The following is a 22796-nucleotide window of genomic DNA, read 5'->3' on the forward strand; positions in this document are numbered from 1 at the left end:
CATGCCCACCGACAAGACAAGCACTTTCGACGACGTCATCGCCGAGCTACGCGACGGCATGACCATCGGCATCGGCGGATGGGGTTCGCGCCGCAAGCCGATGGCGTTGGTCCGTGCGCTCGCCCGCTCCGACGTCAAGGACCTCACCGTGGTGACCTACGGTGGCCCCGACCTCGGATTGCTCTGCGCGGCAGGGAAGGTGCGCCGCGCGTACTACGGCTTCGTCTCCCTCGACTCGGCCCCGTTCTACGATCCGTGGTTCGCCAAGGCGCGCACCAACGGCGAGATCGAGGTACGCGAGATGGACGAGGGCATGGTGAAATGCGGCCTCGAAGCGGCCGCCGCACGCGTGCCGTTCCTGCCCATTCGTGCCGGCCTCGGCTCGGACGTCCTCAACTTCTGGGAGGGTGAGCTGAAGACCGTCACCTCGCCCTATCCCGACGCCGACGGCCGGACGCAGACGCTGGTGGCCATGCCGGCACTGAAGCTCGACGCCGCATTCGTGCACCTGGATCTGGCCGATGCCCACGGCAATGCCGCCTACACCGGGGTCGACCCGTACTTCGACGACCTCTACTGCGCGGCTGCCGAACGACGCTATCTCGAGGCCGATCAGATCGTCTCCACCGAGGTGCTCGTCAAAACCGTTCCGCACCAGCGCCTTCTGCTCAACCGCATGGCCGTGGACCGGGTCGTCCACGCGCCCAACGGTGCGCACTTCACGTTCGCCGGTGACTACGGGCGCGACGAGAAGTTCCAGCAGTTCTATGTGGCGTCGGCGAAGGAGCCCGAGACCTGGGACGCGTTCTCGCGCCGATTCCTCCAGGTCGACGAACAGACCTACCAGCGAGAAGTGACCGCCTGGCAGGACGAGCAGAAGGAGACCGGACAGTGAGCACCGCCGAAACCGCGACCACGCCCGGTGAATCGTCCGGTACGGATGAACCCACCCGCGCCGAGTACTGCGTGATCTCCTGCGCCGACATCTTCGCCGGCGCCGGCGAGATCATGGCCTCGCCCATGGCGCCCACTCCCCTGCTCGGCGCCCGGCTCGCGCGTCTCACCACCGAACCCGACCTGCTGATCACCGACGGCGAGGCGCTGATCCTCGCCGACACCCCGCCGATCGGGAAGACCGGGCCGATCGAGGGGTGGATGCCGTTCCGCAAGGTGTTCGACGTCGTGGCATCGGGTCGGCGCCATGTTGTCATGGGCGCCAACCAGATCGACCGGCACGGCAACCAGAACCTGTCGGCGTTCGGTCCGTTGCAGCACCCCACTCGCCAGATGTTCGGTGTGCGTGGCGCGCCCGGCAACACCATCAACCACCCCACCAGCTACTGGGTGGCCCGCCACACCGCGCGCGTCTTCGGCGAGTCCGTCGACATCGTGTCGGGCGTCGGTTTCGACAAGGTCGATCCGGAGAACCCGGCCTTCGACGACCTGAACATCCATCGCGTGGTCACCAACCTCGGCGTCTTCGACTTCGGCGGACCAGGCCACACCATGCGGGCCCTGTCCCTGCATCCCGGGGTCGGCGCCGACGAGGTCGCCGAGAACACCGGCTTCGAGGTCGAAGGCCTTGCCGACGCACCCGAAACGCGCCGGCCGACGGCAGAGGAGCTCGGTCTGATCCGGGACGTCCTCGACCCGAAGGGCGTCCGCAACAAGGAAGTCCGATGAGCAGTCCCACCAGCGCACAACCGAGTCCCGCGCGCGCCGCCGGACTGTCGACGTCGTTCACCGAGCTCGTCGGCATCGAGTACCCGATCGTCCAGACCGGCATGGGATGGGTGTCCGGACCGTCGCTGACCTCGGCCACCTCGAACGCCGGCGGGCTGGGCATCCTGGCATCGGCCACGATGACGTTCGCGGAACTCGAGGCGGCCATCACCAAGACGAAATCGTTGACGGACAGGCCATTCGGTGTGAACATGCGCGCCGACGCGACCGATGCCCCCGAACGCATCGACCTGTTGATCCGAGAGGGCGTCAAGGTCGCCTCCTTCGCGCTGGCCCCGAAACCCGAACTGATCGCGAAGCTCAAGGACAACGGCATCGTCGTGATCCCGTCGATCGGTGCGGCCAAACATGCCGTCAAGGTCGCCTCGTGGGGTGCCGACGCGGTGATCGTCCAGGGCGGCGAGGGCGGTGGCCACACCGGACCGGTCGCCACCACCCTGCTGCTGCCGTCGGTGCTGGATGCGCTGTCCGCCAAGGGGATCGACATGCCGGTGGTCGCCGCGGGCGGGTTCTTCGACGGCCGTGGGCTCGCCGCCGCACTCGCTTACGGGGCGCAGGGCGTCGCCATGGGAACGCGATTCCTGCTGACGTCGGACAGTGCCGTGCCCGACTCCGTGAAGCAGGAGTACCTCGCCCGCGGCCTCGGCGACACCGTTGTCTCGGTCAAGGTCGACGGCATGCCGCACCGCGTGTTGCGTACCCCGCTGGTAGAGGCGCTCGAGAGCGGGAGCCCGGCCCGGGCCCTCGTCGCCGCGGCCCGCAACGCCAACGAGTTCAAGCAGATGACCGGCATGCGCTGGACGACGATGCTCAAAGACGGGCGCACGATGAAGAAGTCGGGCGAACGCACGTGGCAGCAGGTCATCATGGCGGGCAACACCCCCATGCTGCTCAAGGCCGGCCTCGTCGAAGGTGACACCCGCGCCGGCGTGCTCGCCTCCGGCCAGGTCGTCGGCATGATCGACGACCTGCCCAGCTGTGACGAGTTGATCCAGTCGATCATGACGCAGGCACACGAACGGCTGAAGGCGCTCGGGTCGTTGGGCTAGGGGCGCCCCGGAGCGTGCGGAGGGCCGTCCCCACCCCGCTCCCTGAGGAGGCCCGGAGCTTGCGGAGGGCCGTCACGAAGGGGCCTCGCACCTCAGGCAGCGCAGGGCGGGCCGTCACCCCCCGCCCCCTGAGGAGGCCCGGAGCCTTCGAGGCTCGTCGCTTGCGCTCCTCGCACCTCAGGCAGCGCAGGGCGGGCCGTCACCCCCTGCCCCCTGAGGAGGCCCGGAGCCTTCGAGGCTCGTCGCTTGCGCTCCTCACACCTCAGGCAGCGCAGGGCGGGCCGTCACGAAGGGTCCGGTACCTTCGGACCGTGACGACCCCGGAAGTCCTGCGCCTGAATTCGGTCGACTTCGTGCGGCAGTCCCGCGCGATCCTCGCGGACATCGACCTCACCGTCCGCGCCGGCGAGCGGTGGGCGCTCATCGGCCCGAACGGCGCCGGCAAGTCGACGATCCTGAGCCTGTGTGGCGCGGAACAGCATCCGACGCGCGGGACCGTCCATGTCCTCGGACACCAACTGGGGCGCGTCGAGACCCGGAAGCTGCGTGAGTCCATCGGCCACGTCAATCCGCGGCATCCGCTGCGGTCGCCGCTGTCGATCCGCGAGGTGGTGCTGACCGGTGCGACGGGCACGACCGAGCTGATGGACCACCGGGATCCCGCACCGGAGACACTGGCCCGCGCCGACGAACTGATCGAGATGCTCGGCTTGAGCGCGCTCGCGTCGGCGCCGTGGACGAACCTGTCGCAGGGCGAACGCGGCCGGACCCTGATCGCCCGCGCGTTGCTGTCCGATCCTCGACTCCTGCTGCTCGACGAACCGTCGACCGGCCTCGATGTGGCTGCCCGCGAGCGTCTTCTGCAGACCGTCGACCGGCTGCACCGGACACATCCCGATCTCGCGACGGTGCTCGTCACCCATCACCTCGAGGAACTTCCCGAGACGACCACGCATGCCGTGCTGGTGACCGGCGGCCGAATCCTCGCCGCCGGGCCGGTTCACGACATTCTCACCACAGCCCTGGTGACCGAGTGCTTCGACTACCCGATCGAGATCGCCCACGACGAAGGGCGGTGGTCGGCGCGGGGGGCACAGCGTGACGACGGCCTTATTCGCTGCTCCCTGAGAAGCGAGCTTGCGCGCGTCACGAAGGGTTCGTAACCTCGTCTCGCCAGAACCCTTCGAGGCTCGTCGACCTCGACGCGCTCCTTCGTCGCTTGCTCGGCCCGGCGGCTATCGCTCCTCGCACCTCAGGGAGCAGGGGTTATGTTGTCCTTCCGGCTCAGAGAGCAGTGGTTAAGTCGCCCTTCGGATCAGAAAGAGCGACGGCAGCTAAGCCGACGGCGTCAGCGTCCAGCCGGCAGCTGCGGTCCGCTGGTTCCAGAACTCGGTGTATCGCCCACCGCGGGTGAGCAGTTCGTCGTGGGTGCCGATGTCGTCGACGCCGCCCTGATCGTCGAGCACGACGATCTGGTCGGCGGCGATCACGGTGGACAGCTTGTGCGCGATGACCAGCACCGTGCTGCGGTCGGCGAGCCGGCGGATGGATTCCGCGACGTGGGACTCGTTCTCGGGATCGAGAGCGCTGGTCGCCTCGTCGAACAGCACGATCGGCGCGTCCTTCAGCAGGGCGCGTGCGATCGAGACTCGTTGCCGCTCACCGCCGGACAGGGCAGAACCGCCCTCACCGACGACGGTCTGCCAGCCATCGGGCAGCCGGTCGACGATCGAGGTGACCCCCGCGGTCTCGGCGGCAGCTCGGATCTCGTCGTCGGTCGCATCGGGACGTCCGAGTTTGATGTTCTCCCACAAGGTGTCGTCGAAAAGATAGACATCCTGGAACACCTGGGACAACTGCCCCATCAGCGCTCCCGTCTCCTGCTCGCGAACGTCGACGCCGCCGACCTTCACGACGCCGCCGTCGACGTCGTAGAACCGTGCGATGAGACGGAAGATCGTCGACTTACCCGACCCCGACGGGCCGACGAGTGCAGTCATCGTGCCGGGGCGGGCTCGCAGGGACACATCGCGCAGGACCAGCGCGCCGGTCTCGTACCCGAAAGCGACACCGTCGAGTTCGACAGCACCCGGTTCGGTGATCGGCGTGGGTTGATCGGGGGTGGGCATCCGGTCGGTGTCGAGCACCCCGGTGATGCGGTTGATCTCGTCGGTGGACATGCGCAGCGTCGAACCGAGTTCGGCGAGTTCGCCGATCGGGCCGAAGAAGCGGGCCGCGAGGCCGAAGACGGCGATCAGCAGGGCCGGCTCGATGTGGCCCGCCACGGCCAGCCCCGCGCCGAGCGCGAGCACGGCACTGAAGACGACCTGCACCGACAGTCCGTTCAGCAGGATGCCGAGGATCGAGCGCCAGAGCATCGACTTGCCCACGCGTGCTTGCTGTCCGAGTGCGTCGGCGAGCGGCTTGTGCGCGGAGTCCGAGTCGCCGAAGGCCCGCAGCACCGCCTGGCAGCGGGCGAACTCCAGGACCCGGTTGTTGACCTTGACGGCCTCGGCACGCTTACGGCCCTCGGACTTCGCGAGGAACGAACTCGACAGCTTGCCGACGTACATCAGCAGCAGCGTCCCGGCGACCATCAGAAGGCCGATGCGCCAGTCGAAGAAGCAGATGCCGATGACGACCACGACGGAGCTCACCATGTTGACGACGACCGGCGTGATGTAGTGCGCCCCGGTGCTGCCCACGAACATCGTTCCCTTGACCGCGATCTGGGAGACGTCACCGACGCGGTCGCGGGTGAACCAACCGAGCGGCAGCGTGACCATGTGATCGCCGAGACGGTGGTGCAGCATGCGCATCGCGTAGAGCGCCATCGTCATGCCCTTGAGCGACTGCACGTAGGCACTGACCGCACAGATGACGACCAGAACGGCCAACGGCCACAACCACATCGCGGCGGCGGAGAGGTCACCGGTCAGCAGGTGTTCGACGATCGGGACCAGGGTCAGCATCGCCAGCCCCTGCGCGACGCCGTAGACGACCACCCAGGTCAGGAAGACGACCATCCGGGCCCGTTCGGAACCCAGGATCGTGTAGAAACCGCGGATCATCGTGCCGCCTCGCTGCTCGTGACCGCGCCCCGCGCGATCTCCTCGTCCTGCCTGGTGGTCCCGGCCTCGTAGGAGGCCCACATCGACGCGTACAACCCGCCGCGGGCGACCAGTTCGTCCTGCCGACCCTGTTCGACGACCCGACCCCGATCCAGGACGACGATGTTGTCCGCGTGCGTGATCGAGCCCAGACGGTGCGCGATGACGAGCACCGTGCGCCCGACCATCAACGCGCCGATGGCCTGCTGGATCTGCGCCTCCGACTCCGGGTCGGCGAAGGCGGTGGCCTCGTCGAGGACGAGGATCGGGGTGTCGGCGAGCAGGGCCCGCGCGATCGAGACACGTTGCGCCTCACCGCCGGAGAAGTGTGCCCCGTCGCCGACCACGGTGTCGTAGCCGTCGGGCAGCTCGAGGATGCGGTCGTGGATCTGGGCGGCGCGGGCGGCGTCGTAGACCTGCTCGTCACTTGCGTCCGGACGGCCGAGCCGGATGTTGTCGCGCACCGACATCGTCAGCAGCTGCACGTCCTGGAGCACGAACCCGACGTGGCGATAGAGCTCGGTGGGCGCGATGTCGCGGACATCGACCCCACCGATGCGCACCGCACCGGAGTCGGGATCGCCGAAGCGAGGCAGCAGCGTCGCAAGCGTCGACTTGCCGCTTCCCGACGGCCCGACGAGAGCGGTCACGGTTCCCTCGGCCAGTTCGACACTGACCCCGTCGAGCGCCTTCACCCCGGACGGGACTCCGAGGCGCGGCGGGTAAGTGAAGTGCACGTTCTCGATCCGCACATCGTGCCCGGCGGGCACCTGGGGGTTCTCCGGAACCGTCAGCTCTGGTTCGGCGAGCAACGAGGCGATACGCAGGGCGGCGGCCGAGGCCTGCTGACGGGTGTGCACCGCGGTCGAGACCGTGAGCAGCGCGGTCGGGAGCACCATCGCGATCAGCGTCGACCCGACGAGTTCGATCGGTTGGACCCACCCGTTGTCGACGAGCCAGTACCCGACTCCGAGGTTGACCAGCAGGATCAGCGGCGCGCTGATCAGCACGGTGGTGACCGCCTGTACGCGGAGCATCGGCCCCATGTAGCCGGCGAAGTCGTCGTTGAACTCGTCGGCGGCATCGACGAACCGCCGGTGCGCCTTGCCTGTCTGTCCGAAGGTCTTCACGACGGCGACGCCCGAGATGAACTCGACGATGGTGGCACTGATCCGCGCGACGCCCTTGTCCATCTTCTCCATCTCGGTCGTCAGGTCACGAGCCATGTAGGAGTAGGTCAGCGCGTACAGCGGCACCGTCGCGATCGCGAGCAGCCCCAGGCGCCAGTCCAGGTAGAAGCAGTAGATCAGCGCGAAGATCGGCGACAGCATCGCGGCCGTGGCCTCGACGGTCGCGTGCGCGACGAGATAGTGCAGGTCGGCGACATCGTTCTGCACCGACTTGCGGACCGCACCCGAGCTGGTCCGGCTGAACCACCCCAGCGGCAGCCGACCCAGCTTGTCCGCGATGCGGATTCGAAGTTGCGCCTGGAGATCGAGATCGGCGAAGTGGGTGATCGCGAGCGCGAGGAAGCTGAAGGCGGCGCGAGCGCCGAGCCCACCGACCACCAGCCACACGACCATCCAGACGCGCCCGGAATCGACCGGTCCCGGTTCGAGCAGGATGCGCCCGAGTTCGACGATCCCGATGAACGGCACCACCGTGGCGGCGGAGGCGAAGACCTGGACGAACTGGGCGAGCAGCGTGCGCTTCTTCACCGGGGCCAGGACGTCGGCGAGGGCAGCGGCTTTCGCCTTGGACTCGGATCTGGCCTGAGCGCGCGCGGCTTTCGGATCGTCGGGTTCGACGTCGACGTCGGAGACTGGTGCCGGCGCGGCCACATCGGTTCCGCCAATTGTCATACGCGCACAATAACGGCCAGACGCTGGGAAAGGAAAGCTACCCTAACTTCGACGCGCGTGGTCAGCGCGGCAGGATGCCGTCGAGGACCACCGACAGGTACTGATCGGCGATCGAGTCGACCGTCATCGAGCCCCCGGGCCGATACCACCGCACGGCGACCCACACGGTGTCGCGCATGAAGCGGTAGACGAGTTCGAAGTCGAGATCGGCCCGGAATTCCCCGTTTTCGACGCCGCGCTGCAGCACCGACTGCCACAACTGCCGGAACTCGACGTTCAGTTCGGAGATATAGGCGAAACGTTCCTGGCCCGAGAGACGCTTCGCCTCGTCCTGGTAGATCGCGACCGCGTTGCGTTCGGCATCGATCGACTCGAACGACGCGATGACGAGCCCCCGCAGGGTCTCGGTCGCCGACTTGCTCGACGCCGCGATCTGCCGGTAGCGAGCGAACAGGTCGTCGAGAAAACCCCGCAGGATCTCGTCGACCATCGACTCCTTCGAGTCGAAATGGTGATACAGACTCCCAGAGAGGATTCCGGCCGCGTCGGCGATGTCCCGGACCGTCGTCGAGCGCAGTCCCTGCTCGGCGAACATGCGCCCGGCGGTCGCCAACAACTCGTCCCGGCGCGACGAACGAGTCGGCGCGTCGGCGGTGCTCGCAGCGGTCCGTCCGTTCGCGTCGATCCTGGTCTGACCTCTTGGTGACAAGCGCATCCTCCTGGAAGAGTCTGCGCTCACCCTAGCAAGCGCTTGGCCGGGACCGTCGGACGACGATCCCGGCCAAGAGCACCGATGTTATGCGCCGAGGCGCTTCCGCGCCTTCTTCATGGCGCGGTTGTTAAAGAACTTCCACAGCTTCAGCTGGTTGTTGGTCAGCCTGGTGTCCTTGGGCAGGAACGGTGGCGACATCATCTCGGCAACGCTGACCGGCAGCGTCGAGAACGCGACGGCCCGAGCATGGCTGAAGGTCTCGAAACCGGTGTGGCCGTGATACCCGCCCATTCCGCTGTTACCGACGCCGGCGAACGGCAGTTCGCCACTGAACAGGTGGATGGCGAAGTCGTTGCCGTTGATCGAACCACTGCGGGTGTTGTCGGCCAGCTTCTGGAACCGCTCGTTCTGATCGCCGCACCAGTACATGGTCAGCGGATGCGGGTGCGAGCCGATCTGGCTGATGACCTCGGACAGGTCGCGGTAGGGGTACACGGTCAGCACCGGACCGAAGACCTCGTCCTCCTCGATCTTCATACCCGCCTTGACACCGGTGAGCAGCGTCGGCGGGATCTTGCGGCGTTCGGCGTCCGGCAGCGGTTCGCCGCCGGGGATCACCTGACGCTTCGTGGCGCCGAGCTGCTCGGCGTCGTCGATGAGCCCGAGGATCCGCTCGTAGTTCTTCTGGTTGATCGTCGACGTGAACTGCTCGTTGTCGATGATCGTCGGGAAGTTCTCGGTCCACCGCGCGACGACCTTGTCGGTGAACTCACCGAGCTTGGCCTCGGGAACGAAGACGTAGTCCGGGCACAGGCACACCTGGCCGCCGTTGACCATGCGGGCGTCGGCGAGCATCGTCGCGGCCTTGTCGATGTCGGCGTCGACGTCGACGACGGCCGGGTTCTTGCCACCGAGTTCGAGGGTGACCGGGATCAGGTTCTTCGCGGCCTCCTGGGCCACCGAGGCGCCCACGCCGGGCGAGCCGGTGAAGAACATGTGGTCGACCTTGAGCTTGGCGAAGTCCGATCCGGAGCCGTGCTTGGAGGTGGCGATCGCCAACTCCTCGATCGAGAAGTAGTTCGGTGCGTGCTTGGCGATCACGTCGGTGGTCTTCGCGGTCACCGACGACGGTCGCATGATGACCCGGTTGCCGGCCGCGAACGCCGAACCCGCGGGCACGACCGTCAGCTGCAGCGGGAAGTTCCACGGCCCCATGATGCCGACGACGCCCAGCGGGTCGTGGCGGATGCTCTGCTTGTATCCGAGCAGGCCCTGGACCTTCGCGACCTTGGACTCGGCCATCCACTCCTTGACCCCGCGACGCTGGTGGGCGAGGTCGATCATGCAGCCGGCCACATCGGCGGCGAGCGAGAGTTCGCGCGGGCGGGCACCGAAGTCCTCGGCCAGCGCGGCGGCGATCTCGTCGGCGTTGTCGAGGAGCAGGGCCGCGAGCCGCGTGATGCGGTCGATGCGGGTGTCCGCGTCGGGGATCCCGTCGCGCAAGAACGCCGCGCGCTGGATCTCGACCAGTTCGGTCAAACTATGCGCTTCCGACGAGACGCCACGCGTCGCGCCGGTGGCGCCGGTGCTGGTGTGCTCAGCAGGCTTGGTCATCGAGATCCCCTCAGCTAGGTCGTGCTGCACCTGACGTGCGGCGGTTGGAACGAAATGGTCCGCCTGTGCCACACAATAGTATGCGCCAGATCACACCCGTATGTGGGCACGCCTGTTGTCAGAATGGTACGGCCTCGAGAGGGGAACGTCGAGGGGTGAACTCTGGCTCGAGTAGCAGAGGGGTCGCTCAGCCGAGCCGCTCGATGATCGTGACGTTGGCGGTCCCGCCGCCCTCGCACATCGTCTGGAGTCCGTAGCGCCCGCCGGTGCGCTCGAGTTCGTTGAGGAGGGTGGCGAACAGCTTGGCCCCGGTGGCGCCGAGGGGGTGACCGAGTGCGATGGCGCCACCGTTGGGGTTGACCTTCGCCGGGTCCGCGCCGGTCTCCTTGAGCCACGCGAGCACGACCGGCGCGAACGCCTCGTTGATCTCGACGACGTCGATGTCGTCGATGGACATGCCGGTCTTGTCGAGGGCGTACTTGGTGGCCGGGATCGGCGCGGAGAGCATCATCACGGGGTCGTCGCCGCGCACGGACAGGTGGTGGATGCGGGCTCGCGGTGTCAGATTGTGTTCCTTCAGCGCGCGTTCGGAGACGACGAGGGTCGCCGACGACCCGTCGGCGATCTGCGAGGCGACGGCCGCGGTGAGCCGGGAACCATCGGCGAGGACCTGCAGGCCGGCCATCTTCTCCATCGAGGTCTCGCGCGGGCATTCATCGACGACGCAGTCACCGAGGGCGACGTTCTCGTTGTCGAACTTGCCGTCGGCGATCGCGGCCCGGGCCCGCTCGTGCGACTGCAGCGCCCAGCGCTCCATGTCCTCGCGACTGATGTCCCACTTCTTCGCCATCATGTCGGCGCCGAGGAACTGCGAGATCTGCGTGTCGCCGAAACGTTCCTGCCAGCCGGCGGATTCGGCGGTGGGCGTGGTGAATCCGAACTCCTTGCCGGAGATCATCGCCTGCGAGATCGGGATGGCGCTCATGTTCTGCAGGCCGCCGGCGACGACGATGTCCTGGGTTCCGCTCATGATGCCCTGCGCTGCGAAGTGGATGGCCTGCTGGCTGGACCCGCACTGCCGGTCGACGGTGGTGCCGGGCACCTCGAGCGGGAGACCGGCTGCGAGCCATGCGGTCCGGGCGACGTTGCCCGCCTGGCCACCGATGGTGTCGAGGCAGCCGAACACCACGTCGTCGACGGCCGCGGGGTCGATGCCGGTGCGCTCGACGAGGGCGGAGATGATGTGGGCGCCGAGGTCGGCGGGGTGGGTCTTGGCCAGTGAGCCGTTGCGCTTGCCGACCGGGGTGCGGACGGCGTCGACGATGTAGGCCTGGGGTGTGGTCATGGTCGGTGCTCCTTGGTTCGGTGGAAGTCGTTGTCCGTCAAGCGCGTTGGCTGGAGATCGAGACGACCTCGCCGGTGAGGTAGGTGGTGTAGTCGCTGGCGAGCATCGCGACGGTCGCGGCGACCTCCCAGACCTCGGCGGCACGCCCGTAGGCTTCGCGGGAGGCGAGTTCGTCGAGGAGGTCGTCGCTGGTGACCTTCGCCAGGAACGGGTGTTTGGCGATGGACGGCGCGATCGCGTTGATGCGCACCCCGACGTCGGCGGCTTCGAGTGCGGAGCACCGGGTCAGCGCCATGACGCCCGCCTTGGCCGCGGCGTAGTGCGCCTGTCCGCGCTGGGCACGCCAGCCGAGGACGGAGGCGTTGTTCACGATCACCCCGTTGTGCTCGACCGAGCCGAAGTACCGCAGGGCGGCACGGGTGGCACGGAAGGTGCCGGTGAGGGTGATGTCGAGGACGCGGTCCCATTCCTCGTCGGTCATTTCGGCGACCGGGGTCTCGCCGCCGAGCCCGGCGTTGTTCACCAGGACATCGATGCGTCCGAGTTGGGTTGCGGCGTCGGCGATCAGCGCGTCCACCTCGGCGGTGACCTGGACATTGCAGGTGCGCTGGGTGACCGTGCGGTCGGGGAATTCGGCCGCGAGCTCCTCGGCGGCCTCACCGAGACGCCGCTCGTGCCAGTCGCTGATGAGCACGTCCGCACCCTCGAGCAGTGCGCGTCGTGCCGACGCGAAGCCGATGCCCGTCCCGGCGGCGGCGGTCACCACGACCTTCTTGCCCAGCAGCAGGCCGTGGCCGGCGATCTCGTCCGGCGGTGTGGCCAGCGGAGAGACCGCCCGGCCGCCGGCATGCGCCCCGTTGACGTCGATTCCGGTCATCTCAGCGTGCCTCTCGGGGTAGGCCGAGCACCCGCTCGGCGATGATGTTGCGCTGCACCTCGTTCGAGCCGCCGTAGATCGTGTCGGCACGCGTGAAGAGGTACAGCCGTTGCCATTCGTCCAGTTCGACGTGCTCGGGGTCGGTGATGTCGTTGGCCCGGCCCTCCGCCGTCGCGGCGGGACCGATCAGCGCCGGTGCGCCGACGACGTCCATGGCGAGTTCGCCGAGATCGCGATGCCAGTTCGCCCACAACAGTTTCGAGACCGACGCCGCGCCCGCCGGATTGGGCCCGCTCGCTCCGCTCCCGGCGCCCGCTTGCGAGGTCACGTCGCCGTCGAGTGTCCGCTGGGCGTGGGCGCGCATGACCATCAACCCGATATCCGCCCGGGCCAGCCGCGACGCGATCTCCGGGTCGTCCAGCGCCCCGTTGGCTCGCGCGAGATCGGTGAGATTGCCCAGCTCGCGCGCGAATCCGACCTGCTGACCCAGCGTCGACACCCCGCGCTCGAACTGCAGCAGCCCCATCGCGACCTTCCAGCCGTCGCCCGGGTCACCGACGATGAGATCGGCATCGGTTTCCGCGTCGTCGAAGAACACCTCGTTGAATTCCGAAGTGCCGGTGAGCTGTTGGATCGGACGGACGGTGACGCCCGGTTGGTCGAGCGGCACCAGCAGGAAACTCAGTCCGGCATGGCGCGACGATCCCTTCTCGGTACGCGCGATCACGAACACCCATTGCGCCACGTGGGCGAGCGAGGTCCAGATCTTCTGGCCGTTGATGATCCACTTGCCGTCTTCGAGCCGCGCCGACGTGGACACGCCCGCGAGGTCCGATCCGGCGCCCGGCTCGGAGTAGCCCTGCGACCACAATTCGGTGACATCGACGATGCCGGGCAGGAAACGCCGCTTCTGCTCGTCGGTCCCGTAGGCGATGAGCGTGGGGCCCAACAGTTCCTCACCCAGATGATTCACGCGCGCAGGTGCGTTGGCGCGTGCGTACTCGCGATGGAAGATGATGCGCTGTTCGAGCGTCGCACCACGACCGCCGTACTCGACCGGCCAACCGATGCAGGTCCACCCGGCGCGCGCGAGGTGACGATCCCATTCGAGGCGCTCGGCGAAGAACTCGTGTTCGCTGCCCGGCCCCCCACGACCCTTCAGATCGGCGAAGTCGCCGGCGAGGTTCTCGTCGAGCCACGCACGCACCGCGGCCGCGAACTCGGTGGTGGCGTTCGGTGTCGATTTCGCCCATTCACCCAGGTCGACGGCACGATCGGCGAGATTCGTCGTGGTCATGGGCGCTAGCATAACTCACCAAGCAAGTGCTAGGTTGGGCGCATGGCGCAGACCCCACTGCACGAGGTCCTCCCCACGCCCACGACCCCGGCCGCACTGCGCCGGGCGGCGCAGACCTGGCCCGACCGTATCGCTCTCGTCGACGGTCAGTGGCAGTCTTCGACGCATCCGCGCATCGAGTCGACCTGGACCCGTCTCCACGAGTCCGTCCGGGATTTCGCGGCAGCGTTGGTGTCCTCGGGTATCAAGGCCGGCGACCGGGTCGCCATTTGGTCGCCGAACAGCTTCCACTGGCCGATTGCGGCGCTCGGCGTCCACTACGCGGGTGCCACACTCGTTCCGCTCAACACCCGCTACACCGCGGGCGAGGCGATCGAGATCATCGAACGGTCCGGGGCCAGGGCCGTCGTCGTGTCCGGCGAGTTCCTCGGTGCCGATCATGCGGCCGAGTTGTTGCGCGATCACCACGCCACGATGCCCGACGTCGTGATCCGGGTGTCGCTCACGGACGACGCCGCCCCGCTCGACGGTGCCGTCGACTGGGATGAGTTCCTCACTCGGGCAACCCCCGACGCCCTCGTCGAAGCCGACCGCCGCGCCGATGCCGTCTCCCCCGACGATCTCTCCGACATCCTCTTCACCTCCGGCACGACCGGACAGTCGAAGGGTGTGCTGGCGACCCACCGGCAGACCCTGACCGGCTCGTACGGCTGGGGCGCGAACGCCGGCCTGGGCCCGGACGACCGCTACCTGATGGTCAACCCGTACTTCCACACCTTCGGGTACAAGGCGGGCATCCTGCCGAGCGTGCTGTTCGGCGTGACCATGCTGCCACTCGCCGTCTATTCACCGGACCAGGCGATGAAGCTCGTGTCCGACGAGCGCGCGACGGTCTTCCCGGGCGCGCCCACCATCTTCCAGACCATCCTCGACGACCCAAAGCGCGCCGACCACGATCTCTCGAGCCTGCGCATCGTCATCACCGGCGCGGCGATCGTGCCCGTCGTCCTCGTCGAACGCCTCCAGCACGACCTGGGCGTCGACACCGTCATCACCGCCTACGGCCTGACCGAGGCGAGCGGCTTCGTCTCCACCTGCACCCCCGACGACGACGATCCGACGGTCGCCAACACCTGCGGACGTGCGTTCCCGGGTATGGAGATCACGCTCTCCGACGACGGTGAGGTGCTGGCGCGCGGAGACATGGTGATGGTCGGCTACCTCGACGACCCGGAGGCCACCGCCGCGACGATCGACGCCGACGGGTGGCTGCACACCGGCGACATCGGGACCCTCGACGAGCGCGGCAACCTCAAGATCACCGACCGGCTGAAGGACATGTACATCTGCGGCGGGTTCAACGTCTACCCCGCGGAGATCGAGCAGACCCTCGCGCGGCTCGACGGTGTCACCGAGTCCGCGGTCGTCGGCGTGCCCGACGACCGGCTCGGCGAGGTGGGCCGCGCCTACCTGACGGTCCGGGCGGACGCCGACCTCGACGAGGCGCAGGTCATCGCGTTCGCCAAGGAGCACCTCGCCAACTTCAAGATCCCCCGGTCGGTGGTCTTCGTCGACGAGTTCCCCCGCAACGCGTCGGGCAAGATCCTCAAGCGCAACCTCACCTGACCCCGGGATTTCGTAGCGCCAATGCGCGCTATTCACTTACTGACGCTACGAAATTCGGGGCTGGGAACCGGCCGGACGTGCGGTGCGTCGAAGTGTGTATGACCGACGACCTGCGCGCCATGATCGCTTCCCACGACGGCGTCTTCACCACGCATCAGGCACACTCGCACGGCGTATCGGCCGACGGCATCGGGTCCGGACCGGACAGTGGGTCCGGGTGACGCGAGGTGTCTTCCGGGTGGCCGATCGGACGGTCGACGATCGGATGCGGATGCGGCTCGTCGGGGTTCGCCACGCGCGCGGGCGATGCTGGAGGCGATGTCGTCGGGCGCGAGGTCGGAGGCGGAGCGGATCACCGCGAAGCTACTCGACGGCAGCGGGTTCACGGGGTGGTCGGCCAACACGCCGGCGTGTGGCTACGTCCTCGACTTCGCGTTCGAGGCGTCGAAGATCGCCATCGAGATCGATGGGATGGCTTTCCATAGTGACGCCGTCGCATTCCAGCGAGACCGCACCCGACAGAACGACGTCGTCGCCAACGGCTGGACTGTCCTCCGGTTCACCTGGAACACGGAAATCCGTAGCGTAGATGCGGATATAGCGCGTATCCGCGCTACGAAATCCCGGTCAGGAGCGGGGCTTCACCAGCGGGAACAGGATGGTGTCGCGGATGCCGAGGCCGGTGAGGGCCATCAGCAGGCGGTCGATGCCCATGCCGGTGCCGGTGGTCGGGGGCATGCCGTACTCCATCGCGGCGAGGAACTCTTCGTCGAGGACCATCGCCTCGTCGTCGCCGGCGGCGGCCAGGCGGGCCTGGTCGGCGAAGCGCTCACGCTGGATGACGGGGTCGACGAGTTCGGAGTATCCGGTCGCCAGCTCGAAGCCGCGTACGTAGAGGTCCCACTTCTCCACGACGCCGATCTGCGACCGATGTGCGCGGACGAGCGGCGAGGTCTCGACCGGGAAGTCGCGGACGAAGACCGGACGGTCCAACTTCGCGCCGACCATGTGTTCCCACAGTTCCTCGACGAGCTTGCCGTGCCCGTATCCCTTGTCCTTCGGGATCTCGAGGCCGACGCGCGCCGCGATGGCCAGCAACTGCTCGACGGTGGACTCGCCGTCGGCGCCGGCCGGGACGATCTGCTCGCCCAGCGCCTCCGACAGCGACGGGTACATCTCGAGTGCGGTCCACTCGCCCGAGAGGTCGTAGGTGGAACCGTCCGGCATGGTCGGGGTCTGGGTGCCGAGCGCCGCCTGCGAAACCTCTTGCACCAGTTCGCGGATCATGACGGCGGAGTCGTCGTAGGTGCCGTAGGCCTGATAGGTCTCGAGCATCGCGAACTCCGGCGAGTGCGTGGAGTCGGCACCCTCGTTGCGGAAGTTGCGGTTGATCTCGAAGACGCGCTCGATGCCGCCGACCACACAGCGCTTGAGGAACAGCTCCGGTGCGATGCGCAGGAACAGGTCGATGTCGAAGGCGTTGGAGTGCGTGACGAACGGTCGCGCGGCCGCCCCGCCGTGCAGGGTCTGCAGCATCGGGGTCTCGACCTCGAGGAAACCCCGACGGCCCAGCGCCGCACGGAGTTCGGCGATCACCGAGATCCGGGTGCGGGCGATGCTGCGGGCCTCCGGGCGCATGATGAGGTCGACGTAGCGCTGCCGGACGCGAGTCTCCTCGTTCATGTCCTTGTGCGCGACGGGCAACGGCCGCAACGACTTCGACGCCATCTGCCAGCCGTCGGCCATCACCGAGAGTTCGCCGGTGCGCGAGCTGATGACCTCGCCCGAGATGAACACGATGTCCCCGAGGTCCACCTCGGACTTCCACCGCGCCAGCGCTTCCTCGCCGACGCCGTTGAAGCTGACCATCGCCTGCAGCTGCGTGCCGTCGCCCTCCTGCAGCGTGGCGAAGCAGAGCTTGCCCTTGTTGCGCAAGAAGATCACGCGTCCGCTCACGCCGACGTGCAGTCCGGTCTCGGTACCGGCCTCGAGGTCGGGGTAGGCGGCGCGGATCTCACCGAGGCTGTGGGTGCGCGGGATCGCGACCGGGTAGGCCTCACGACCCTCGGCCAGAATCCGCTCACGCTTCTCGCGGCGGATGCGCAACTGCTCGGGCGTCTGCTCGTCGGTCGCTTCGGGGGTGGCGGTGCTGGTCGGGCTGTCACTCACCCCACGCACCCTATCGGGGCCGGTCATCGACTCCAACTCACTGCCGCGTGGTGACCGCGGCCACAACCGGGTCGGCCTGGGCGGGTTCAGCTCTCGTGGGCGGAGATGACGGCGAGGTCGTCGGGCCGAATCCGACCGTTGACCCGTGCCGACCGCATCCGACGGTGCCCGCCGACGACGAACACCGCGCCGTGCACCCCGCGCGCCTGCAGGTGCCAGGCGAGCCATTCGGCCTCGTGCCCGTCCTCGCTGACGAGGATCCATCGTGATTCCGGCCGGGCGACGCGCAGTGAGTCCGGGGTGTCCGGGGTGAGCCGGTCGAGAACCTCGACGGCGTCGATGGCCAGGGCCCCGAACAGTGCGCCGTCGAGCTGACGGCGCCGGTGGGAGCGGACGTCGACGGGGGTGGCACCGGCGGCGACGGCGGACGCGTAGTCCTCGACCCGCAACGACAGCGGCGCAGACGGGGCCGGGGCGACGGTCGGCGGAACAGCGGCAAACACCGAAGCAGGGGCGAACACCGTACCGGCGGAAGAAGGACGAACAGAAGAAGCAACCGAAGCGGTCATGAGAGGGAGTCCTCAGGTGATCGAGATCGAGCGGGGAGCGCGAAGGAGGGCAGCCGCAGACGCGGTACTAGCCCTGACAACACTCCCGACAGCTCGTGATCACGGCCACGAGTATGCCACAGCACACCCGCACCGGCCAGACCCCGACCCGACCGAGGTCGTCACACCGACGTCGTCACACTTCCGGCGGCTGCCACCGCTGCACGCGTCGCATCTGCGCGTTCAGGACGGCGTCGGGCGTCATGCGCAGAGCGAGATCGCGCGCCCAGACAGCGGGGCCGGCACGCAGTTGCCCGACCCGGCCGATCGTCGACGCCTGCCGCGCGATCCGCTGGGTCCGCGGGCGTCGGAGCCGGTCGTAGGTGCGCAACGCCTCGTCGAGGTCAGCGCGGCCGTGCCGACGTAGCAGCGCGGTCAGGGTGGCCGCGTCCTCCATCGCCTGGTTGGCACCTTGACCCAGGTTCGGGGTCATCGCGTGGGCGGCGTCGCCGACGAGAACACTCGAGCACCCCCGGCCCGCTCTGACGAACGTGGGCAGCGGCTTGGCGAGCTCCTCGATCGGCAGGTATCCGACGGTCGCCGGATCGGTGGCGTCGAGCAACTCCCCGATCGGTCGATGCCACCCCGAAAACCGTTGCCGCACTGCATCGAGACCACCCTCCGTGTCGCCCCCGTCGTCCGACACCGAGGCGAACCAGTAGACATGCCCGTCAGGGAGCGGCGCAATCCCGAAACGCGCCCCACGTCCGGTCGTCTCGCCGGCCGCGTCGACCGACACCGGGGTCGTCGTGATGGCCCGCCACGCGGAGTAGCCACATCGCCGGACGCCCGGGTCCTCGACGACCGCGGCACGCACCCGGCTGCGCAGACCGTCGGCGCCGACGATCAGGTCGCAGTCACCGATCTCGGTGCCGTCGGACAGTCGCACGAGACCGCGGTCGGGCACGGCGTCATCGACGCCGGAACCCGTCCTGATGTCCACGACGTCGGCCGCGGCGGCAAGGAGGGCCGCGTGGAGATCGGTGCGGCGGACGACGCGCATGTCGGTCAGCGACGCCGGATCGAACCGACTGAGCCATCGCCCGCCCGGTGTCCGGGTTCCGCTCGTCGGCGGGGTCGGCGCCGCGGCGTCGCCGAGGACCGACCGCATACCCAACGCGTCGAGTGCGCGGACCCCGTTGGCGAAGATGCTCAGGCCGGCACCCCCGCCGCGTACCTCGGGCGCGCGCTCGACGACCGTCACCCGGGCACCCGTCGACGCCAGTCCGACCGCGGTACACAGGCCGGCGATCCCGGCTCCCACCACGACGACCTTCATGAGACTGTTCTCCACATGGAGAAGAAACTAGCAGATAAAATTCTCCGCGTGGAGAAATCAGCCAATGGATCGACGCGTGACCTTCTACTCGATACCGGCATCAGCCTCATCGGCACCGTCGGGAGCCGGCAGGCGTCGGCACGCGCGGTCGAAGACGCCTCGGGGGTGCCACATGGAAGCGTCCGGCACCACTTCGGCGGTCAGAGCGGTTTCCTCGCGGCTCTCGTCGAGCATGTGTTCACCGGGGATCGGGCCGCCGAGGGCGAGTCGACCCAGGAGGTGATCGCCCGCTGGCTGGGCAGTGACCGCGTCCGTACCAGGGCGCGGTATGAGCTCATGCTCCTGGCGACACGCGACGAGGACCTGCGACGGGCGATGGTCGGGCATCGGGAGCGCTACGTCGACGGACTCGTCGACGCCGGGCTGCCCCGCACCGAGGCCCGGCAACTGGTCGCCGCGCTCGACGGCCTCGTCCTCGACGCGCTCCTGCGGAACTCCGACGGCACCGATGCCGACCACGATCCCACTCCCCTGCTGCGCGCGTTCCGCTGACGATCCGGGGTCACGTCGTCCCGATGAGATCGGCGGCCAGCGCACGGAGGTGTGCCGCGAGCTCGTCGACACCGGGCTGTTCGACCGGGAAGTGCCCGCAGCCGGTCAGCAGATGGATGTCGGCGCGCGCCGCGATCCGTCGCGCGAAGCGCACGCTGACCTCCGGCGGCGTCCACGAGTCGCTCGCCGGGTGGACGAGCAACACTCGTGGACCCCCATACTCCTCAGGGGGCGGCACCTCGTGCGTCATCAGGTCCGCCAGGAATCCCAACGACACCGACGATCCGGCACCGAGACGGTCGTCGACACAGGCCCGGGACAGGTCCGGGTCGAGACTCATCGCCGACATCGGCGCCACCCAGCGGATCGGAAACCGCATCCGGGCGAGCACCCCGACGCGGGCGAGCACCGGCATCAGCGGGGTGAGGCGACCGAGCGCCGGCTTACGCGCGACGGCTCGACGCGCGTCGGGATCCCCGGCCAGATCGAGCAGGCAGGTCGCGACGACCGCGGCCACCCGTCCGGTCCGGCTCGCGACCTCGTAGGCAAGCATCCCACCGAGACTCGCACCAAGCACGATGAGTGGACGCGGATCGTCCTCGTTCTCGGCCGCCACGAGATCGCAGATCAGATCGACCCAGTCCTGGTAGCGGACCCTCCCCGGATCCGCCACCCGCGTGCGTCCGTACTGCGGCAGATCGGGGGCGAGGACCTCGAACCCCTCGTTCGCGAGGATCGCGCCCAGCGGCCAGACCAGGGCACTGTGTCCGCCACCGCCGTGCAGCAGCAGCACGCGCAGCGGTGCCGCGCTCCGGCGCGCCCGCAGAATGTGGACGTCGACCTCCCCGCACGCCCGGCCGGAGCTCGACGGCCAGGTCCACCAGGTGGATTCGGCCGCGACCCCGGCGGCGACGGACCGCCACGGCTCGGGCAGGAACCGAAGGTAGGACTCGGGGGTTCCGGATCGGCGGATCATGTATCCATCGTCGAACCCCAGAGGAAGACAGACAACTCGCATTCCACCCGGGTCGAGACGATGAGGAAACGTCTACCGCGCCAACAGCATTCGTTCACCATCGACCTGGTCTCCGGGGCACGCACTCAGCTTCTCGACGCCGAGGGGCACGGAGCCGACGATCCATCACATCGGCGAGAATGTCGGGCGTCGACGAACTGCGACGCGATACGGTGTGGGCCGACGGTGAGGCGGTGTGCGATGCGAGTGTCTTCGCAAGTGGGTGCGGTGGCGGTGGTGGTGATGGTGTCGGCGGTTCTCGGACTCCAGGCGCCGACGGCCGCGGCGGCGCCCGGATGCGCCCACGTGATGGTGACGGAGGTCGTTCCGTCGCCGACGCCGACCGGATGGTCGGAGAACGTCGGCTATGACGCAGCCGGGAACCTGTGGGTGTCGCGGATTCTCGAGAACGTCGTCGAGAGACGTGACCAGCAGGGCCGGGTCACGGCGCGCGTCCGCGTCGAGTCACCCGGCGCCGTTCGCCGAGGCCCGGACGGTCTCCTCTACATCGCCTCGGGCGACTCGCCGGTCAACATGCTGCCGGGGTCCCCGCTGGTCGGCGAGGTGCTGCGGATCGACCCGCGCACGCCCTCTACGCCGGCGACCGTCTTCGCACGCGGACTCGGCATGCCGAACGGGCTGGCCGTGGACCGCACCGGCGACGTGTACGTTTCCGACGGGCGGCTCGGGGTCGTCCGGATCCGCCCGGACGGTTCCATCGATCGCGCCTGGTCGGCCGCGGCGCCGAAGAATCTGAGTCCGAGTGCCACGGTCAACGGAACCGGGGTCAACGGCGCCGTGATCGTCGGTCGGGATCTCTACGTCACGCTGACCGTCAGCGCGACGGGCCGCGTGCTGCGCGTCCCGCTCGACGATCCCGCCGCATACTCGGTGGCGGCCGATCTCGCCGCACCCCTGCCGGGTGTGCTCGACGATCTCACCGAGGTGGCCCCCGGGCGGCTCGCCGTGTCGTCGACCACCGGCCAGGTCCACCTCGTGGACCTCGATTCCGCTCGGATCTGCACCGCGAACGTCGGGCACCCGGTGACCGCCCTCGCAGCGGTACCCGGTTCGGCCGGTCGCCTCGTGGCCGGAACCGAATCGGGGGCCCTGCTGACCCTCTCGATCGGTCGGTGAGTCCACTCCTCCGCCGCGCGAACGCGAGGAACCGAGAAGATGCGCAAAAAGCCACGGCAACAACGCTCTTCGTTCACCGTCGACACGATTCTCGAGGCGGCCACCCAGCTTCTCGGCACCGAGGGCGCGGAGATGACGACCAACCGCATCGCCGAGAAGGCCGGGGTGTCGGTGGGCTCGATCTATCAGTACTTCGGCGACAAGCAGGCGATCTTCGACGAACTGGCGCTCCGCCATCTCGACGCGGCCGCCGGGGCGATGACGGCCGTTCTCGACGACCACCCGCCCGGTTCGTGCCCGTGGCCGGAGGTGCTTCATGCGGTGATCGAGGTCGCGGTCCGCGAGAACTCGACACACGGCCGCGCCCATGGGCGGCTGCGCGAACTGGCCGACCCGACACGCCTGGCCACGGAGTACACCACCCTGATCGATTCGCTGATCGACCGGTTGAGCGCCCATCTCGTCGCCGACGGCTGGACGGCGCAGTCCGCGGCCGCCGACCTCCGGCTCGCCTTCGCCGCCGTCGACGCCCAGATCCACCAGCTGGCCGGCGCCGACCTCACCGCCGACGACTTGACCGACCGCATCACGGCCTACACCGAGGCAGCACTCCGCGCGCACCGTTGACGCGACGAATCCCCGTGCCGTTGTTCGGTTCGCCTGGTGTCCCGGGTCGGAAATTCGTTTCATGAGTTCGGCGGTCCAGGTGGATGCATCGCGAGGCGGCGGAGGACGCAGCTACTGGATGTACCTGCGACGACGCCAACGAAGCGAGGCGCCGCCTGGGCGTCGCAATCATCA

20 protein-coding genes and 1 pseudogene are annotated in these 22796 nt (G+C 68.4%); 10 read left to right on the forward strand and 11 right to left on the reverse strand.

The features are described from left to right. Window position 1: 1 nt before the first annotated feature. The 4 genes from LEL84_RS10365 to LEL84_RS10380 all read left to right on the forward strand — a co-directional run bounded on the left by LEL84_RS10365 (window position 2) and on the right by LEL84_RS10380 (window position 3955). The gene (locus LEL84_RS10365; protein WP_137810459.1) at window positions 2–895 is read left to right on the forward strand and encodes a CoA transferase subunit A; all 894 of its coding nucleotides are present in this window, start codon (window positions 2–4) and stop codon (window positions 893–895) included. Then, a complete protein-coding gene (locus tag LEL84_RS10370; protein ID WP_078113609.1) occupies window positions 892–1683 on the forward strand; it encodes a CoA-transferase subunit beta in 792 nt (263 codons plus the stop codon). Before LEL84_RS10365 ends, LEL84_RS10370 begins: the two co-directional genes overlap by 4 nt. Further along, on the forward strand, window positions 1680–2792 hold the full coding sequence (locus LEL84_RS10375) for an NAD(P)H-dependent flavin oxidoreductase (protein WP_226513977.1): 1113 nt from the start codon (window positions 1680–1682) through the stop codon (window positions 2790–2792). Before LEL84_RS10370 ends, LEL84_RS10375 begins: the two co-directional genes overlap by 4 nt. A gap of 311 nt (window positions 2793–3103) precedes the next feature. Further along, on the forward strand, window positions 3104–3955 hold the full coding sequence (locus LEL84_RS10380) for an ABC transporter ATP-binding protein (protein ID WP_205333805.1): 852 nt from the start codon (window positions 3104–3106) through the stop codon (window positions 3953–3955). Between the two features lie 171 nt (window positions 3956–4126). Here LEL84_RS10380 and LEL84_RS10385 read toward each other — a convergent pair whose 3' ends face one another. The 7 genes from LEL84_RS10385 to LEL84_RS10415 all read right to left on the reverse strand — a co-directional run bounded on the left by LEL84_RS10385 (window position 4127) and on the right by LEL84_RS10415 (window position 13609). Beyond that, complete coding sequence (locus LEL84_RS10385; protein ID WP_226513978.1) at window positions 4127–5863, reverse strand: ABC transporter ATP-binding protein; 1737 nt, start codon at window positions 5861–5863, stop codon at window positions 4127–4129. Further along, a complete protein-coding gene (locus LEL84_RS10390) occupies window positions 5860–7764 on the reverse strand; it encodes an ABC transporter ATP-binding protein (protein ID WP_226513979.1) in 1905 nt (634 codons plus the stop codon). The genes LEL84_RS10385 and LEL84_RS10390 overlap by 4 nt, the downstream gene beginning before the upstream one ends. A 61-nt stretch (window positions 7765–7825) precedes the next feature. After that, window positions 7826–8473 (reverse strand): TetR/AcrR family transcriptional regulator, encoded by a 648-nt coding sequence (locus LEL84_RS10395; RefSeq protein ID WP_226513980.1) that lies wholly within the window; start codon window positions 8471–8473, stop codon window positions 7826–7828. An 87-nt stretch (window positions 8474–8560) separates the two neighbouring features. Then, the gene (locus LEL84_RS10400) at window positions 8561–10090 is read right to left on the reverse strand and encodes an aldehyde dehydrogenase family protein (RefSeq protein WP_226513981.1); all 1530 of its coding nucleotides are present in this window, start codon (window positions 10088–10090) and stop codon (window positions 8561–8563) included. A gap of 187 nt (window positions 10091–10277) precedes the next feature. After that, window positions 10278–11435 (reverse strand): acetyl-CoA C-acetyltransferase, encoded by a 1158-nt coding sequence (locus LEL84_RS10405; protein WP_226513982.1) that lies wholly within the window; start codon window positions 11433–11435, stop codon window positions 10278–10280. A gap of 37 nt (window positions 11436–11472) precedes the next feature. Continuing rightward, on the reverse strand, window positions 11473–12312 hold the full coding sequence (locus LEL84_RS10410) for an SDR family oxidoreductase (RefSeq protein WP_226513983.1): 840 nt from the start codon (window positions 12310–12312) through the stop codon (window positions 11473–11475). Window position 12313: 1 nt separating this feature from the next. Further along, window positions 12314–13609, reverse strand: coding sequence for an acyl-CoA dehydrogenase family protein (locus LEL84_RS10415; RefSeq protein WP_226513984.1), 1296 nt, complete (start codon window positions 13607–13609; stop codon window positions 12314–12316). A gap of 42 nt (window positions 13610–13651) precedes the next feature. Between LEL84_RS10415 and LEL84_RS10420 the strand changes: the two genes are divergently transcribed. The 3 genes and pseudogenes from LEL84_RS10420 to LEL84_RS10425 form a co-directional block, all read left to right on the forward strand. Beyond that, window positions 13652–15235 (forward strand): FadD3 family acyl-CoA ligase, encoded by a 1584-nt coding sequence (locus LEL84_RS10420; RefSeq protein WP_226513985.1) that lies wholly within the window; start codon window positions 13652–13654, stop codon window positions 15233–15235. 98 nt (window positions 15236–15333) lie between these two features. Further along, window positions 15334–15456 (forward strand): hypothetical protein, encoded by a 123-nt coding sequence (locus LEL84_RS24725; protein ID WP_264186856.1) that lies wholly within the window; start codon window positions 15334–15336, stop codon window positions 15454–15456. 97 nt (window positions 15457–15553) lie between these two features. Beyond that, window positions 15554–15766, forward strand: a pseudogene (locus tag LEL84_RS10425) (endonuclease domain-containing protein); the annotation flags it as partial. A 96-nt stretch (window positions 15767–15862) separates the two neighbouring features. Here the strand turns inward: LEL84_RS10425 and lysS are convergent. The 3 genes from lysS to LEL84_RS10440 all read right to left on the reverse strand — a co-directional run bounded on the left by lysS (window position 15863) and on the right by LEL84_RS10440 (window position 19291). Next, window positions 15863–17431, reverse strand: a complete 1569-nt coding sequence (lysS, locus tag LEL84_RS10430) for a lysine--tRNA ligase (RefSeq protein ID WP_226513986.1) — start codon at window positions 17429–17431, stop codon at window positions 15863–15865. Between the two features lie 59 nt (window positions 17432–17490). Beyond that, window positions 17491–17973, reverse strand: coding sequence for a rhodanese-like domain-containing protein (locus LEL84_RS10435; RefSeq protein ID WP_226513987.1), 483 nt, complete (start codon window positions 17971–17973; stop codon window positions 17491–17493). Between the two features lie 175 nt (window positions 17974–18148). Then, entirely contained in the window at window positions 18149–19291 is a 1143-nt protein-coding gene (locus tag LEL84_RS10440) for an FAD-dependent oxidoreductase (RefSeq protein WP_226513988.1), read from the reverse strand. Between the two features lie 48 nt (window positions 19292–19339). Here LEL84_RS10440 and LEL84_RS10445 point away from each other — a divergent pair, with 48 nt between their 5' ends. Further along, window positions 19340–19843: a TetR/AcrR family transcriptional regulator gene (locus LEL84_RS10445; protein ID WP_226513989.1), complete on the forward strand. Its 504-nt coding sequence runs from the start codon at window positions 19340–19342 to the stop codon at window positions 19841–19843. Window positions 19844–19853: 10 nt separating this feature from the next. Here LEL84_RS10445 and LEL84_RS10450 read toward each other — a convergent pair whose 3' ends face one another. Beyond that, the gene (locus LEL84_RS10450; protein WP_226513990.1) at window positions 19854–20819 is read right to left on the reverse strand and encodes an alpha/beta hydrolase; all 966 of its coding nucleotides are present in this window, start codon (window positions 20817–20819) and stop codon (window positions 19854–19856) included. Window positions 20820–21059: 240 nt separating this feature from the next. On the opposite strand from LEL84_RS10450, the gene LEL84_RS10455 reads away from it, so the two are divergent. Together LEL84_RS10455 and LEL84_RS10460 are read left to right on the forward strand one after the other, a co-directional pair. Further along, a complete protein-coding gene (locus LEL84_RS10455) occupies window positions 21060–21995 on the forward strand; it encodes an SMP-30/gluconolactonase/LRE family protein (RefSeq protein WP_171011629.1) in 936 nt (311 codons plus the stop codon). A gap of 39 nt (window positions 21996–22034) precedes the next feature. Further along, the gene (locus LEL84_RS10460; RefSeq protein WP_226513991.1) at window positions 22035–22622 is read left to right on the forward strand and encodes a TetR/AcrR family transcriptional regulator; all 588 of its coding nucleotides are present in this window, start codon (window positions 22035–22037) and stop codon (window positions 22620–22622) included. The last annotated feature ends 174 nt before the right edge of the window (window positions 22623–22796 follow it).

This window comes from Gordonia sp. WA4-43 (genome assembly GCF_020520305.1).
Lineage (GTDB): Bacteria > Actinomycetota > Actinomycetes > Mycobacteriales > Mycobacteriaceae > Gordonia > Gordonia hongkongensis.